The organism is Ruminococcus sp. CAG:57 (assembly GCF_000435935.1).
Classification (GTDB): Bacteria; Bacillota; Clostridia; order Oscillospirales; family Ruminococcaceae; genus Hominimerdicola; species Hominimerdicola aceti.
Window position 1 is genome coordinate 69,618 of sequence record NZ_FR890716.1, and the last position, 15,912, is coordinate 85,529.

At 44.6% G+C, this 15,912-nt stretch carries 13 protein-coding genes; all 13 read right to left on the minus strand.

Translation table 11 applies throughout. The features are described 5' to 3' along the window. Window positions 1–41 precede the first annotated feature (41 nt). Window positions 42–4,097 (minus strand): carbamoyl-phosphate synthase large subunit, encoded by a 4,056-nt coding sequence (carB, locus tag QVO88_RS04910; RefSeq protein WP_022287412.1) that lies wholly within the window; start codon window positions 4,095–4,097, stop codon window positions 42–44. Between the two features lie 322 nt (window positions 4,098–4,419). Continuing rightward, the gene (locus QVO88_RS04915; RefSeq protein WP_195388188.1) at window positions 4,420–5,502 is read right to left on the minus strand and encodes a carbamoyl phosphate synthase small subunit; all 1,083 of its coding nucleotides are present in this window, start codon (window positions 5,500–5,502) and stop codon (window positions 4,420–4,422) included. A gap of 145 nt (window positions 5,503–5,647) precedes the next feature. Beyond that, a complete protein-coding gene (locus tag QVO88_RS04920; RefSeq protein WP_022287414.1) occupies window positions 5,648–6,145 on the minus strand; it encodes a DUF2798 domain-containing protein in 498 nt (165 codons plus the stop codon). Window positions 6,146–6,464: 319 nt separating this feature from the next. Then, a complete protein-coding gene (gene pflA / locus QVO88_RS04925; RefSeq protein WP_022287415.1) occupies window positions 6,465–7,208 on the minus strand; it encodes a pyruvate formate-lyase-activating protein in 744 nt (247 codons plus the stop codon). A 256-nt stretch (window positions 7,209–7,464) separates the two neighbouring features. Then, entirely contained in the window at window positions 7,465–7,716 is a 252-nt protein-coding gene (gene grcA3 / locus QVO88_RS04930; RefSeq protein WP_022287416.1) for an autonomous glycyl radical cofactor GrcA3, read from the minus strand. Between the two features lie 75 nt (window positions 7,717–7,791). Next, a complete protein-coding gene (locus QVO88_RS04935; RefSeq protein WP_022287417.1) occupies window positions 7,792–8,019 on the minus strand; it encodes a hypothetical protein in 228 nt (75 codons plus the stop codon). Next, window positions 8,009–10,087, minus strand: a complete 2,079-nt coding sequence (gene pflB / locus QVO88_RS04940) for a formate C-acetyltransferase (RefSeq protein ID WP_022287418.1) — start codon at window positions 10,085–10,087, stop codon at window positions 8,009–8,011. The genes QVO88_RS04935 and pflB overlap by 11 nt, the downstream gene beginning before the upstream one ends. Before the next feature lie 481 nt (window positions 10,088–10,568). Next, window positions 10,569–11,987: a pyruvate kinase gene (pyk, locus tag QVO88_RS04945; protein ID WP_022287419.1), complete on the minus strand. Its 1,419-nt coding sequence runs from the start codon at window positions 11,985–11,987 to the stop codon at window positions 10,569–10,571. 198 nt (window positions 11,988–12,185) lie between these two features. Continuing rightward, window positions 12,186–12,827, minus strand: a complete 642-nt coding sequence (gene thiE / locus QVO88_RS04950; RefSeq protein WP_022287420.1) for a thiamine phosphate synthase — start codon at window positions 12,825–12,827, stop codon at window positions 12,186–12,188. Between the two features lie 22 nt (window positions 12,828–12,849). Then, a complete protein-coding gene (locus QVO88_RS04955; protein WP_022287421.1) occupies window positions 12,850–13,320 on the minus strand; it encodes an N-acetyltransferase in 471 nt (156 codons plus the stop codon). Window positions 13,321–13,460: 140 nt separating this feature from the next. Further along, window positions 13,461–14,279, minus strand: coding sequence for a hydroxyethylthiazole kinase (gene thiM / locus QVO88_RS04960; RefSeq protein WP_022287422.1), 819 nt, complete (start codon window positions 14,277–14,279; stop codon window positions 13,461–13,463). After that, window positions 14,279–14,800: an energy coupling factor transporter S component ThiW gene (thiW, locus tag QVO88_RS04965; protein WP_022287423.1), complete on the minus strand. Its 522-nt coding sequence runs from the start codon at window positions 14,798–14,800 to the stop codon at window positions 14,279–14,281. Before thiW ends, thiM begins: the two co-directional genes overlap by 1 nt. A 321-nt stretch (window positions 14,801–15,121) precedes the next feature. Beyond that, window positions 15,122–15,912, minus strand: a 791-nt coding sequence (gene thiC, locus QVO88_RS04970; RefSeq protein ID WP_288177788.1) for a phosphomethylpyrimidine synthase ThiC, incomplete at its 5' end; no start/stop codon positions are given.

A 15,912-nucleotide genomic window follows, 5' to 3' on the forward strand; every position in this document is an offset into this window, starting at 1 on the left:
CTGCGGCTGCCGCTTTTTTAACGCAGTGTCCGCTGCGAAATTTACATTACGATGTGACCTGAGAATACTGTTACAGCGTCGCCTGTAAGATATACAGCCTCGTCTGTGTATCTTATCTTAAGAGTGCCTCCCTTAAGTATAACAGATATTTCTTCGTCCTTTTTGCAGAATCCGTTAAGAACAGCCGCAACTGCTGCTGCACAAGCACCGGTGCCGCAAGCCCAAGTTTCGCCGGAGCCTCTCTCCCATACTCTCATCTTGAGTGTGTGGTCATCGATCACCTTGATGAACTCAGCGTTCACTCTCTCAGGGAATATCTTGTCATGCTCGAACTCAGGACCTACCTTGTCAATGTCAAGGCTGTCAACATTGTTCATGAATACAACAGCGTGTGGGTTGCCCATTGAAACGCAGGTGATGTTGTAGTCATTTCCTGCAATGTTCACCTTTCTGTCAACTACCCTGCCGTTCTCGTCAGGCTCAAGTTCAACAGGAACAAGGTGAGGAGCAAGAATAGCCTTGCCCATGTTTACAGTAGCACCGCTTACCTCACCGTAGTGACGGATAAGTGAAACTGTCATGATACCCGAAAGTGTTTCGATAGTCATTTCGTCCTTGTCAACAATGCCGTTATCTCTCATGAACTTAGCAACGCATCTGATACCGTTTCCGCACATCTTGCCCTCAGAACCGTCAAGATTGAACATTCTCATCTTAGCGTCTGCGACCTTTGAACGGCAGATAAGGATAACACCGTCACCGCCGATACCGAAGTGTCTGTCAGACAGATTGAGTGCCAGACCCTCAGGATTGTCTATTCTCTGATCAAAGCAGTTGAAGTAGATGTAGTCATTGCCGCAGCCCTGCATCTTTGTGAACTCAAATGTCTGCTTTTCAGTTCTCATGTTGTTGATATCAACTATCTCAGTAGTTGACTCAGTGTATTTACTTCTGATAGATGCCGCAATAGCGTTTGCAGTGTCGATAGAAGTCAGACAAGGAATGTTCCACTCAACTGTCTTTCTTCTTATCTTAACAGAATCTCTTGTAGGTATTCTGCCCTTTGAAGAAGTAGAGATAACGTAAGCTATCTTTCCGCTCTCGATAAGCGTGAGAGTGTTGTTGTCCTCGTTCTCGTGTATCTTAGCCACTACCTCAGCGTCAATGCCGTGCTCATGAAGCACCTTAGCAGTGCCGTTTGTAGCGTATATCTTAAATCCAAGGTCAGCGAACATCTTAGCCGTCTGTGGTATCTCGCCCTTGTCAGAATCTCTGACAGTGATGAATACTCCGCCCTTCTTGCCAAGCTTATAGCCAGCAGCAGTAAGACCCTTATACAGTGACTCCTCGAGGGAGTTAGAAACTGCAAGCACCTCACCTGTTGACTTCATCTCAGGTCCAAGGTGGTTGTCAACGCCGATAAGCTTCTCGAATGAGAATACAGGAACTTTGACCGCAACATATGGTGAATTTCTGTAAAGACCAGTGCCGTAGCCCATGTCTTTCAGCTTTTCGCCCAGCATACACTTAGTAGCAAGGTCTACCATAGGAACGCCCGTTACCTTAGAGATATAAGGGATAGTTCTTGAAGAACGTGGGTTTACCTCGATAACATATATCTCGTCATGGTATGCAATATACTGAATGTTTACAAGACCCTTTGTGTTAAGTGCGATAGCAAGCTTCTTTGAGCACTCGATAATTCTGTTTATCAGGCTGTCAGAAACGTTCCATGCAGGATAAACTGCAATAGAGTCGCCTGAGTGGATACCTGTTCTCTCGATATGCTCCATGATACCAGGGATAAGGATATCCTCGCCGTCACAGATAGCGTCTATCTCAAGCTCAGTACCCATAAGATACTTGTCTATAAGTACAGGGTTCTCGATTCCCTGGTCGAGAATGATAGCCATGTATTCCTTGATATCGTCATCGTTGAATGCGATTATCATGTTCTGTCCGCCGAGAACGTAAGAAGGTCTCATAAGAACAGGATAATGTATCTTATTTGCAACTTCAAGAGCCTCGTCACAAGTCATAACAGTGAAGCCCTGAGGTCTCTTTATTTTCAGCTGTTCAAGCAGCTCGTCAAATCTCTCTCTGTCCTCAGCAGCGTCGATAGCGTCAGGAGGAGTACCAAGAATGTTTACACCATGTTCAGCCATGTGCTTTGTGAGCTTGATAGCAGTCTGTCCGCCGAATGCCACAACAACTCCAACAGGCTTCTCAACTCTGATGATGTTCATAACGTCCTCGTCAGTAAGAGGCTCGAAATAAAGTCTGTCAGCAGTATCAAAGTCAGTTGAAACTGTCTCAGGGTTGTTGTTTACGATAACAACGTCATATCCCTTTTCTTTCAAAGCCCATACGCAGTGAACTGACGCATAGTCGAACTCGATACCCTGACCTATTCTGATAGGACCTGAACCGAATACTATAACAGTCTTTCTGTCATGACCCCTGTTTGCAATGAACTCGCTTGCCTCGTCCTCGTTGTCATATGTTGAGTAGAAGTAAGGTGTCATAGCCGCAAACTCAGCCGCACAAGTATCAACCATTTTAAATACAGCATGAACAGGCTTTTCTATCTTCTTGCCGGTTATCTTCTCGATGACCTTATCAGTATAGCCTATCTTCTTAGCTTCAAGATAAGTTTCCTCGTTGAAGTCATTCTTGAGCGTCTTTTCCATGTCTATAAGCTTGCAGAGCTTGTAGAGGAACCACTCGTCTATCTTAGTGATGCTGTGTATCTCATCAACAGAAACGCCACGTCTGAGAGCCTCGTATACAACGAAAAGTCTTTCGTCTGTGCAGTCAGAAAGTCTGTCATGGATAGTTTTGTCATCAAGGTCAAGCATCTTAGGTGAGATAAGGCAGTCATGACCTATCTCAGCACCTCTTACAGCCTTCATTATAGCCTGCTCAAAAGTTGAGCCGATAGCCATAACTTCACCTGTAGCCTTCATCTGTGTGCCAAGCTCACGCTTAGCATAAACGAACTTGTCGAAAGGCCACTTAGGGAGCTTAACAACAACATAGTCCAGTGCAGGCTCAAAGCAAGCATAAGTCTTGCCTGTTACAGCATTCTTTATCTCGTCAAGAGTATATCCGATAGCTATCTGAGCTGCAACCTTAGCGATAGGATAACCTGTCGCCTTAGAAGCAAGTGCGGAAGAACGTGAAACTCTAGGGTTTACCTCGATAACAGCATACTCGAAGCTGTCAGGGTTAAGAGCGAACTGACAGTTGCAGCCACCCTCTACTTTAAGAGTATCGATTATCTTCAAAGCTGCGGAACGGAGCATCTGATATTCCTTATCGGCCAGCGTAACAGCAGGAGCGATAACGATAGAGTCGCCTGTGTGAACACCAACAGGGTCAAAGTTCTCCATTGAGCAAACAGTGATAACGTTGCCCTTAGCGTCTCTCATTACCTCGAACTCGATCTCTTTCCAGCCTGCGATACATTTCTCAACAAGCACCTGAGTGATAGGTGAAAGATAAAGACCATTCCTTGTGATCTCTTTCAGTTCTTCTTCATCATTAACGATTCCTCCGCCAGTACCGCCAAGGGTAAAAGCAGGTCTGATGATAAGAGGATAACCGATACCAGGCTGATTAGCGAAGTCTACAGCGTCCTCAACAGTATTAACGACCTTAGACGGGATACATGGCTGACCGATAGACTCCATAGTGTCCTTGAACATCTGTCTGTCCTCAGCCTTGTCGATAGTTTCAGGGTTAGCACCAAGAAGCTTAACATTATACTTGTCAAGGAATCCCTCCTTAGCAAGCTGCATAGAAAGCGTAAGACCCGTCTGACCGCCAAGGGTAGAAAGCAGGCTGTCAGGACGTTCTTTTTTGATAACTCTCTTAACAGTTTCAAGAGTAAGCGGCTCAATGTATATCTTGTCAGCCATAGCATTGTCCGTCATGATAGTAGCAGGGTTAGAGTTTATAAGAATAACCTCCAGACCCTCCTGCTTGAGCGCACGGCAAGCCTGTGTACCTGCATAGTCAAACTCTGCAGCCTGACCTATAACGATAGGACCCGAGCCGATAACGAGAACTCGTTTTATATCTTTATTTAAAGGCACTTAAATTCAATCCTTTCTGAAAAGTTTAGGGAAACGCTGAAAGTGAGGAGTGAGGAGTGAGGAGTTATCCCTTCTCACACTCTCGAAAACCGCACCCAGCAGCCCTCTGTGTTAAAGCTTAACGACCTCAGTAAAACATAATGTAGGGGCGAACAGCGTTCGCCCGTTCACTATCACGACCGCCCCATATAAAAGCCGCTCGAATAATGAACACTACAATAGTCATGTCAAACACATTCCGTCAGCCACGGGCGAACACTGTTCGCCCCTACTGTTGCAGAAACTGAGATCAATAATTTCTATACTTCAAAAAAATCAGAGCTTATTTCTTATTCTCATCAATGAGCGCAATAAACTCATCAAACAAGAAGTCAGTATCATGCGGACCACCACAAGCCTCTGGGTGGAACTGTACAGAAAATGCAGGCTCGTTGAGATATCTGATACCCTCACAAGTGCCGTCATTGGCATTTACATAAAGCACCTTTGCTTCACCCTCAGGGAGCGAATCGTTCTCTACTGCATATCCATGGTTCTGTGATGTTATGTAAACTCTGCCTGTTTCAGTGTTCTCAGCAGGCTGGTTCGCACCTCTGTGACCATACTTCAGCTTGTGTGTCATCGCACCATGTGCAAGCGCCAAAAGCTGATGACCCAAACAAATTCCAAAAGTAGGTATCTTCATCTCAGAAAGCTTTTTAAGCTCCTCTATTATCTCCACATTCTCCGCAGGATCTCCAGGTCCATTTGAAAGCATTATGCCGTCAGGTGCAAGCTCCTTTATCCTCTCTGCCTTAGTGTATGCAGGAACAACAGTTACCTCGCAGCCTCTCTTAACAAGCTCTCTTCCAATGTTGTGCTTTGCACCAAAATCATAAAGCACTACCTTTCTCTTGACCTCTCCCTCAGGCTCGAATGTTTTCTCCTCCGAGCAGGTCGTGTTCTTTACAGCCTCAACTATCGTGTAGTTCTTAAGATCTGTCAAGCCGAAACTTGAACCCTCAGGAACGATCTTTCCGTTCATAACACCCGACTCACGAACTATTTTTGTGAGCTGACGAGTGTCGATACCGTAAAGACCAACGATGTTATGCTGCTTTAAAAAAGTGTCAAGATCACCCTCACAACGGAAGTTGCTAGGCTCTTGACACCAATCTCTAACAATATAAGCTTTAACATGAGGACATTCACTTTCAAAATCCTCAGGAATAACGCCATAGTTACCAATTAACGGAAATGTCTGAACAACTATCTGTCCGTAGTAACTAGGGTCAGTAAGTGTTTCGAGATAGCCTGTCATAGCCGTAGTAAAAACAATTTCGCCAATAGCTTCGCCAGCTGCGCCGAAACTTTTACCCTCGAAAATAGTACCGTTCTCCAAAATCAGATACGCCTTCTGCACTATAAGCTCCTCCTTTTTCACGCAAATTTTTACGATTACTATTATAACACAACCGCCTGCCTTTGTAAAGGCTTTTAACACTTTTTTTAGTTTTTATTTTTCAGCGTAAAATAAAAAACGAGCAGACTGAAGTCCACTCGTAAAAACCTTATTCCGCAGCTACAGATACAGCCCCGCTTTTCTGTTCACGTTCTCTGAAAATAAGTCCGAAAACAAACCTCACTATAGGGCCTGCAAAGAAAAGCTGCCAGCAAAGAGCCATAGGAAAGTTCATAGCCGTTGTTTCTAACCATACCGCAATTACCTCCCTGCCTGCGTCCTTAAAAAGCAGCGTAGCCGCAAGGCTCATGAGTGGGCACATAAAAATAACAGAGATAACAGATATGGCAAGCACAAGATGAAAAGGATTATCCTTTCTCACATCAACAATGCTGAAAGCCTTTTTCTTTGCTATCTTTCCCACAGCAAAAAAGTCAAGAACAAAAGCTATCGGAGCCATTATCACAAGCTCGTGAAAAGCCTTGAGAAATACGGCATTTGACATTCCGCCCATGTTGAGTGCAATGTTGTAGCATATCATGGCGTATACCATCACAAACACCATCAGCACCGTAAAAACTATCTCCTGAAACAAATTCTTTGGCATAAAAAAATCCTCCTTATGATATCAAACCTACAGCCCTTTCGCAGACGCTGTGTTGTTCGTTATCATTCAGAGAATGTGCGTTTCCAATATAAACCTGTCCTAACAATATTCTATTGCTGTATGCCTTACTTATTTATTTTACCATATTTTAAGCCTGCCGTCAATTATCCAAACAGACAGAATATTTTCAAAAATGCAGGACAAAAAATATATTTTTACACAAAAAAACAGGCAGACCAAAGCCTGCCCGTATTAAAATGACCCAATATAATCTGTAGGGGCGAACAGCGTTCGCCCGCTTTTACGGCTTATGCAAAGCCTATTTTCTCTTTTTCAACGCCGCTTTAAGCCCTCCCATGATAACATCTCTCGCCTTAACAGCGTCCTCCTTGTCAAGAGGTGGCGTGTCACCAAGAGGATAATCTATACCGAGCTGCTCATACTTTACCTTGCCCATAGTGTGATAAGGCAGAACGTCAAGAGCTTTCAGCGTCTTTAGCTGAGAAATAAATTCACCCAGCCTGAAAAGATATTCTTCCTTGTCCGTGATACCCGGCACAACAACATGACGTATCCATATAGGCACGCCATGCTCCGACAAAAACTTCGCAAACGCAAGAATGTTGTCATTGTAATGCCCCGTAAGCTTCTTGTGTTCCTCACGGTCAATATGCTTGATATCCAGCATAACAAGGTCAGTACATTTGCAAAGCCTTTCAAACTTTTCCGTGCTGTCAGGCGTAAAAGTGATGCCCGAGCTGTCAAGACAGGTGTGTATCCCCTTTTTCTTAGCCTTTTCAAAAAGCTCCGTCACAAAGTCTATCTGTACCAAAGGCTCACCGCCCGTGCAGGTAATTCCGCCATTTTTCATGAACTCTTTTACCGAGTCATATTCCGCCAGCAGACTTTCAACCGTCCTTTTCGTTCCTGTACCTATCTTCCAAGTATCAGGATTGTGGCAGTAAAGACACCGCATAGGACAGCCCTGAAAGAAAATAACAAACCTTATCCCCGGTCCGTCCACCGTACCAAAGCTTTCCGTAGAATGTATAAATCCCTCCATGGGATATCCCTCCTTTTTTATTTCGCATGAACGCACGCCCGTTCAGCCTGCACAAACCATTCTGTAGGGGACGGCGCCCTCGACGTCCCGTTTCTGCTCGCTCACAAATTTATATCACCGCACAGCTATCCACAAAAAGTAACAAACGAGCGGCAACTCTCATCCACATAAAACAAGAAGTTCCATGTAAGACGACGCCGACCGCCCGTGTGCATATTATCCGCAAAGAAACTCATTCTATGCGGCAAAGCTCAAATTAAAGGCTCTTGTGGAACGTTCTTGAAATAACGTCGTCCTGCTGCTCCTTAGTAAGCTTTACGAAGTTTACAGCATAGCCTGAAACTCTGATAGTGAGCTGTGGATACTTCTCAGGGTGAGCCTGAGCGTCCAGAAGAGTTTCTCTGTTAAGTACATTTACATTAAGGTGATGACCGCCTTTTTCAGCATATCCGTCAAGAAGTCCGATAAGGTTGTCTACCTGTGCCTCTGTTGGTTCAAAGTTTGCCATAGTATTACATTCCTTTCTTAGTATTTATGGAAAACAAGCGGAGAACGAACCTCCGCCGTTTTCTAAAATAGGGAGTTAATCTTCATCTCTGTCAACAGCGTCCTCTTCTGTAGGCTGACAGCAAGCCGTCTTGCCGTCACCGCCACAATCGGAAGTGCTGTAAGTTTTAACGTTCAGACCTTCTTCAGTTTCGTCAATGTCTATCGTAAGATGACCCTGACCGCCCATCATAAGTCTGTCAATGACGTCAACAAGCTCGTTTACCTGAGCCTCGTCCTCGTCCTTTTTAACATTAAACCCCATCTTCGTTAAGCTCCTTAGCTATGCTTTCGATATCAAGGTCGCCCATGAATACCTTGTCGTCCTTGCCAAGAGCGTCAGGAATGATAGAGAATGTGTTTGAGATACCGTCCTGAGCGTGTCTGAATGGCAGCTTAGCAACTGAAGAAAGTGATGCAGAAGCGCCGTGAGTATCTCTGCCGTGCATTGGGTTAGCACCAGGAGCAAGAGGCACACCGATCTTTCTTCCGTCAGGTGTAGAACCAGTCTTCTTACCATAAACAACGTTAGATGTGATAGTAAGGATAGACATTGTAGGAACACCATCTCTGTATGTGTGGTGCTTTCTGATCTTGTCCATAAATGTTCTAACGAGGTCAACTGCGATCTTGTCAACTCTCTCGTCGTTGTTACCATACTTAGGGAAATCGCCCTCAACTTCGTAGTCAGTTACGATTCCGTCCTCATCTCTGATGCACTTTACCTTAGCGTACTTGATAGCAGAAAGTGAGTCAGCAACAACTGACAGACCTGCGATACCTGTAGCGAAGTATCTCTTAACATCTCTGTCATGAAGAGCCATCTGAACTCTCTCATAAGAATACTTATCGTGCATATAGTGGATAACGTTCAGTGTATTTACATACAGACCAGCCAGCCACTCCATCATATCGTCATACTTAGCCATTACATCATCATAATCGAGGTAATCGCCTGTAACCGGACGATACTTAGGACCTACCTGTATCTTAAGTCTTTCGTCAACACCGCCGTTGATAGCATAAAGCAAGCACTTAGCAAGGTTAGCTCTTGCACCGAAGAACTGCATTTCCTTACCGATCCTCATTGAAGATACGCAGCAAGCGATAGCGTAGTCGTCACCGTGTGTAACTCTCATAAGGTCGTCGTTCTCGTACTGGATAGCAGAAGTCTTGATAGAAGTCTTAGCACAGAACTTCTTGAAGTTTGCAGGAAGCTTTGTGCTCCACAGAACTGTCATGTTTGGCTCTGGTGCAGGACCAAGGTTCTCAAGTGTGTGGAGATATCTGAATGAAGTCTTTGTTACCATTGGAACGCCGTCGATAGAAACGCCGCCGATAGACTCTGTTACCCAAGTTGGGTCGCCTGAGAACAGTGAGTTGTACTCAGGTGTTCTAGCGAACTTAACAAGTCTGAGCTTCATGATGAAGTGGTCAACAAGCTCCTGAGCCTCCTGCTCTGTGAGGATACCTCTGTCCATATCTCTCTTGATGTAGATATCAATAAATGTAGAAGTTCTGCCAAGTGACATTGCCGCACCGTTCTGCTCCTTAACAGCAGCAAGGTAGCCGAAGTACAGCCACTGGATAGCTTCCTTAGCGTTCTTAGCAGGACGTGAGATATCATAACCGTAGATCTCGCCAAGCTTCTTGAGTTCGCCAAGGGCTCTGATCTGCTCAGAAAGCTCTTCTCTGAGTCTGATGTTCTTAGAAGTCATTCTTACCAGTGAGGTAGCAAGCTGATCCTTCTTGTCCTCAACGAGATAGTCTATACCATAAAGAGCAACTCTTCTGTAGTCGCCTATGATTCTTCCTCTGCCGTAAGCGTCTGGAAGACCTGTGATGATAGCAGCGTGTCTGGCAAGCTTCATCTCAGGTGTGTAAGCGTCAAAAACGCCCTGATTGTGAGTTTTTCTATATTCAGTAAAGATCTTTACAACTTCAGGATCAACTGTGTAGCCGTTCTGCTCGCAAGCATTCATAGCCATTCTGATACCGCCGAAAGGCTGAAGAGAACGCTTGAAAGGCTTGTCAGTCTGGAAACCAACGATCTTTTCAAGATCCTTGTTAAGGTAACCAGGGCCGTGTGAAGTGATAGTAGAAACGATCTTAGTGTCCATATCGAGAACACCGCCGGCTTCTCTCTCCTTCTTTGAAAGCTCCATTACCTGTTCCCAGAGCTTAGTAGTTGCTTCTGTAGGGCCTGTAAGGAAGCTGTCGTCACCGTCATATGGTGTGAAGTTCTTCTGGATAAAATCACGAAGATTGATAGAAGTGTTTGACCATCTGCCGGGCTTAAAGCCTTCCCATTCGTCATAAAACTGTCTTTCCATTTTATACTCTCCTGACATAAGATTTCGGGCAGCACATATTACCTCAATATTCTGTATTGCATACCTATTAATAATACTACCGCTCGTATGTTAAAATAATAACATACTTCAAAATCAAAGTCAAGTCACATTCAGAAATATTACTCTTACGCCATACTTCTTTCATATGTTAGAATTGGTTACCCAATTCACGGAAAATTATTTGAATAAAAAAAGTGATCGCCTCCAAAAAGCTCAAACATTTTTTGCAACAAAAGCGGTGCAGAGCATTCCGCTCCGACACCGCTTTGTAATTGATTTTTTGCAATTCTTCTATTGCTTTTCTGCACCGCTTAGTAGGCTTGCACCTATAGAGGCTCTGCCTCAAGCTCCGACAGGGCTTTGCCCTGTACCTTTTGCTATCTTCGCTCGTGGGTGCTTTTACTTTGTGTTGGTGATTTGCTCGGTATGGCGCTGCCATTCCTCACTCCTCACTTAAAAACTACGCTCTCTCGACTTTGAGCAGATTTGTCGTTCCACTCATTCCAAGCGGTACTCCTGCTGTAATAACGACAAGGTCGCCCTTCTTCAGATAGCCAAGCTCCACAGAACGCTCCAGAGCGTGTCTGATGAGTTCGTCAGTGTTTGTTTTCTCTTCGATAACGCCTGCTCTGATACCCCATGAAAGGCTGAGCTGATGATATGTTGTTTCGTCAGTTGTAAGTGCGATTATAGGACAGTTCGGACGGAATTTTGAAAGCGTTCTTGCTGTTGTTCCGCCCTTTGTTACTGTCAGGATCGCTACAGCATTAAGGTCATGGGCAGTTGTAACAGTAGCGTGTGAGATAGCGTCAGTGATAGATGAATTTCTCTCGTCTGCTCTTTTCTTGAAACGTGAGATATAGTCGATATCCTTTTCGGTCGTTTCTGCGATAAGGCTCATGGTCTTGACAGCCTCAACAGGATATTTACCTGCGGCAGTTTCCCCTGAAAGCATTATAGCAGACGAGCCATCATAAATAGCGTTTGCAACGTCGGTTATCTCGGCTCTTGTAGGACGTGCGTTTGTTATCATAGACTCCAGCATCTGAGTTGCTGTGATAACGTTCTTGCCTGCGTTGTAGGCTTTTCTGATAAGCTCTTTCTGGATAGCAGGTATCTGCTCGAAAGGTATCTCAACGCCCATATCTCCTCTTGCTACCATTATTCCGTCAGCAGCGTCAAGGATCTCGTCGATATTGGCAACACCCTGAGCGTTTTCTATCTTAGCGATAATTCTAGGATTGAACCAGCCAAGGCTCTGAGTAAATTTTCTAAGATAAATAACGTCAGCGCCTGTTCTTACGAATGAAGCTGCGATATAGTCAAATCCCATTTTTGCGCCAAATTCAAGGTCAGCCATATCAGCATCAGAAATGTAAGGCATAGAAAGGTTCACATCAGGTACGTTTATACCCTTGTGGTCAGAAACAACGCCGCCGTGAATTACTTCGCAGACGATATCAGTGTTGTCAACTCTCAGTGCTTTCAGCTCGATATTTCCGTCATTGATAAGTATTCTAGTGCCTACAGAAACGTCCTTTGGAAGCTGTGGAAATGTGATAGAGCAGATAGTTTCATCACCCTCCACTTCTCTTGTGGTAAGTGTGAACGTATCGCCGTCCTTGATAGTAACAGGCTTGTGATCCTTAAAGTTTTTAAGTCTTACCTCAGGTCCTTTTGTATCAAGAAGAGTTGCAATATTAACGCCAAGTTCTTCCCTTAGCTTGCATACAGTTTCAAAACGAGCCTTATGAACACTGTGGTCAGAGTGTGAGAAATTGAATCTCGCAACGTCCATGCCGTTTTTCATAAGCTCACGCATAATGTTTTCGTCATCTGTGGAAGGTCCGATAGTACATACGATCTTAGTTTTTTTCATTTTTACTCTCCTAACATACATTACTATTTCAACGCATTAGCGTTTTAATCCAAAAAACAAATCTTTTTCATTTATTATAACCGATTTTAACTTAATCGTCAATAGCACAATGTATAATTTGTGTAAAATTGAAAAACAAAATCATACATTTTTCAAAACAAAAAAACGGACGGTCTTAATAACCGCCCGTTCAACATCTTATCTTCCGAAGCAATCCTCGCAAAGCTCACGAAGATCCTTTGCCGCCTTTTCAATATCAGACTGAGAAACCACCGCAGAAACTACCGCAGCGCCGTCAATACCCATACCCTTAAAGTTCGGCACAGTTTTTTGATTAACTCCGCCTATTATTACGATAGGGATATCCACAGCGGCTCTTATTTCTACAAGTTGTTCCTTTGTGACAGCTCTTGCGTCTGTCTTTGTGTTGGTGGCATACATTGCACCAACGCCAAGGTAATCTGCACCGTCTGCCTGTGCTTTTTTAGCTTCTTCAAGAGTTGCCGCAGAAATACCTATTATCTTGTCCTCACCGAGGATTTTTCTTGCAACTGCACATGGCATATCGCTCTGTCCCAGATGAACGCCTGCACAATCAACAGCCTGTGCGATATCAAGTCTGTCGTTGATGATAAGCGGCACATTGTATTTGTCCGTTATCTTTTTTACTCTAACTGCAAGCTCATAAAACTCTCTTGAAGTGCAGTCCTTTTCTCTTAGCTGGATAACTGTACAGCCGCCTTTTACGCCCTCCTCTACCGACTGCTCGATAGTTTCGCAGGACATAAGTCCACGGTCAGTGCAGAGATAAAGCGTGTAGTCAATTTTCGATTTGTCCATTTTTTTACCCTCTTATCTTTTATCATAGAATAACTTCCATACCTGTCTTGTATGGCTTCAGACCTGCTTTTTCGTAAAATTTTCTTGCCGACGGATTACACTCCCACACGTTGAGAGTAACATTATAACAGCCCTGCTCCTTAGCGAATTTCTTCACCGCCTCGTAAAGTACCGAGCCGATATGCTGACCTCTGCAATTTTCATCAACGCACAGATCGTCGATATACAAAGTCTTTATATCCGTGAGAACATTGTCGCCATTATGCTCCTGAAACACACAAAAAGCGTAGCCCTTCATCACATCATTTTCATCAACTGCGGCAAATATAGGCTTGGTTTTATCCTTGAGCATATCTTTAAGCTCGTTATCAGTATACTTTTTCGCACCCTCTTTAAAAAGGTCAGGTCTGCCCTGCTGATGAACTCTCTCTACCTGATAGAGCAAGCTGTTCATTTGCGGTATATCCTTTTCACAAGCAAATCTTACGGTCATTTTTCATTCTCCTTTGTATGAAAAAGTATAATATGCAATGCAAACGGACGAACGCTGTTCGCCCCTGCAAGCAACATCACCACATAAAATTTAGTGGCATCACATTGATATGATACCACTAGATTTGAAATATTGCAATACTAAACTTCTTCTATCTTAGCCTTAGCCGCAAATACCTGACTATTCATTTTGCTGATTGCGTCAATGATAGAAATATGGAAGCTTCCTGAGCCTATCTCTCCAGCATTTTCATATGCGAACTCGCCTGCTATGCCCATGCTTGCAATGCCTGTTACAGCGGCGGTATACATATCGTCGCAAGCACCTGCGAATGAGCCTACAAGTCCTGTTGTCATACAGCCTGTGCCTGTTACCTTTGAAAGATATGGGTGACCGTTTGATATCCTTGCGACTCTTTTTCCGTCTGTTATAGTATCCACCGCACCTGTGATAGCTGCAACGCAGTTATACTTTGCGGCTGTTTTTTTCGCAACGGAAACAGGGTCGTTTTTCTCGTCAGCTTCCGAGGTGTCAACACCCTTTGTGGAAACTTCTAGTCCTGCAAGATATGACATTTCAGAAAGATTTCCTCTGAGTATGCTTATTTCCACATTTTCAAGTATACGCTTTGCAGTTTCATTTCTGAAATTTGATGCGCCTGCTCCAACCGGGTCAAAAACCACAGGAACGCCAAGCTCGTTGGCTTTCTTTCCGGCGGCTACCATTGACTCGACCGTTCTTGCATTGAGAGTACCCATGTTTATAACGAGAGCCTTTGAGATAGAAGTTATATCTGCTGCTTCTGCAATATCGTCTGCCATGATAGGTGAAGCGCCAATGGCGAGAATGCAGTTTGCAACGTCATTTACAGTAACATAATTTGTGATACAATGCACCAAAGGGCATATATCTCTTACCTTGTCTGCTGCTTTCGCACAGCTTTCAATTATAGAGCCCATTATGCTCTTACCTCCTTTGAGAAGCCAAGAAAATTATCAAATACTTTTGCCTTTTTAAGAGCTGTAACGATAACGATAGCAAGAACTGTACCGCCTGCACAGCTTACAAAGAAAGGCAGGATATAAACTGTTATTGCTGCGGCTGGTGCGCCAACGAGAAATCTTGCAACAGGATATGCAAGAAGTCCGCCGAGGACTGATGTGCCGAAAAGTTCGCCGACATAAGCGACAGGGAGCTTCTTTATGTACTTATAGAGCATACCTGCAACGAATGCGCCAACCATTGAGCCTGGGAACGCAAGGAGAGAGCCAAGTCCCAGAAGATTTCTGAGAAGTGCGGCTGTGAAGCCAACGCCCACTGCCCATGCAGGTCCAAGGAAAACTGCACCGATTATGTTTACAAGGTGCTGAACAGGTGCGCACTTTGAAGCGCCGATAGGGAACGAAACAAGCGAGCCTACCACTGCAAGGGCTACCAATACTGCTGCGAATACCAATTTGTGAATGTTTGTCTTTTTCATTTTTATTCCTCCATATCGTATCGCACCGCCGAACGAAAAAGAGCAAGTTATCCAGCGGCGCACAGACCATGGCTATGCTATCCGCTCACGGTCTGACGTAAATTATTTTCGGTCGGTGCTCCATTGCACCCTCTCACCCCGAAACACGGGTTCCCTCGCTGAATACTTTTTATGAAAAAGTTCGCAAGACGCTCCTCTTGCACATTACATTCTTTTTATATCTGCTCTCATGTAATTGTCCGATTTTTCGTACAATTGTCGAGCTGACATTCAATTTTTATATCATGCGGGCGAACGCCGTTCGCCCCTACATCGAGTTTTCTACTTCTCTGAGCAGAATTTCACTTCTTTGCCCTCGAGTATCATGTTTGTTGTTCTAACGGCACACATCTTGCCGCACATTGAGCAGGTATGTCTGTCGGCAGGTGGGGTCTGCTCAAAGAATCTTCTTGCCTTTTCACCGTCAAGTGCTATCTCGAACATTTCGTCCCAATCCATTTTGTGACGTGCCGCTGCCATTTTATCGTCGATATCTCTTGCACCCTTTACGCCCTTTGCAATATCTGCGGCATGGGCTGCTATCTTGCTGGCGATAATGCCCTCCTTAACGTCGCCAACGTCAGGAAGTCTGAGATGCTCGGCAGGGGTAACATAGCAGAGGAAGTCTGCACCGCTTGCTGCGGCTATTGCTCCGCCGATAGCTGATGTGATATGGTCATAGCCAGGGGCGATATCTGTTACCAGAGGTCCAAGTACATAGAAAGGTGCACCATGGCATATCTTCTTTTCCATTATCATATTTGCGGCGATCTCGTTCATTGCCATATGGCCAGGGCCTTCTACCATTACCTGAACGTCCTTTTCCCACGCTCTCTTTGTGAGGTTGCCAAGCTCGATAAGCTCGGAGATCTGAGCGGCGTCGGAAGCGTCTGCAAGACATCCCGGACGGAGTGCGTCGCCAAGTGAGATAGTTACGTCATACTCTCTGAGTATTTCAAGCACCTCGTCATAATACTCAAAGAATGGGTTTTCATTGCCTGTCATCATCATCCATGCGAAGAGCAGTGAACCGCCACGGGAAACGATATTCATTTTTCTTCCCTCACGTCCGA

Bases quoted from the DNA above. Each gene is read 5' to 3' on its own strand.
- thiM (WP_022287422.1), bottom strand. From the start codon at position 14,279: ATGGGCTCTATAATTGAAAGCTGTGCGAAAGCAGCAGACAAGGTAAGA.
- QVO88_RS04955 (WP_022287421.1), bottom strand. From the start codon at position 13,320: ATGACCGTAAGATTTGCTTGTGAAAAGGATATACCGCAAATGAACAGC.
- pflB (WP_022287418.1), bottom strand. From the start codon at position 10,087: ATGGAAAGACAGTTTTATGACGAATGGGAAGGCTTTAAGCCCGGCAGA.
- pflA (WP_022287415.1), bottom strand. From the start codon at position 7,208: ATGGAGGGATTTATACATTCTACGGAAAGCTTTGGTACGGTGGACGGA.
- QVO88_RS04935 (WP_022287417.1), bottom strand. From the start codon at position 8,019: ATGGGGTTTAATGTTAAAAAGGACGAGGACGAGGCTCAGGTAAACGAG.
- thiE (WP_022287420.1), bottom strand. From the start codon at position 12,827: ATGGACAAATCGAAAATTGACTACACGCTTTATCTCTGCACTGACCGT.
- QVO88_RS04920 (WP_022287414.1), bottom strand. From the start codon at position 6,145: ATGCCAAAGAATTTGTTTCAGGAGATAGTTTTTACGGTGCTGATGGTG.
- thiW (WP_022287423.1), bottom strand. From the start codon at position 14,800: ATGAAAAAGACAAACATTCACAAATTGGTATTCGCAGCAGTATTGGTA.
- pyk (WP_022287419.1), bottom strand. From the start codon at position 11,987: ATGAAAAAAACTAAGATCGTATGTACTATCGGACCTTCCACAGATGAC.
- grcA3 (WP_022287416.1), bottom strand. From the start codon at position 7,716: ATGGCAAACTTTGAACCAACAGAGGCACAGGTAGACAACCTTATCGGA.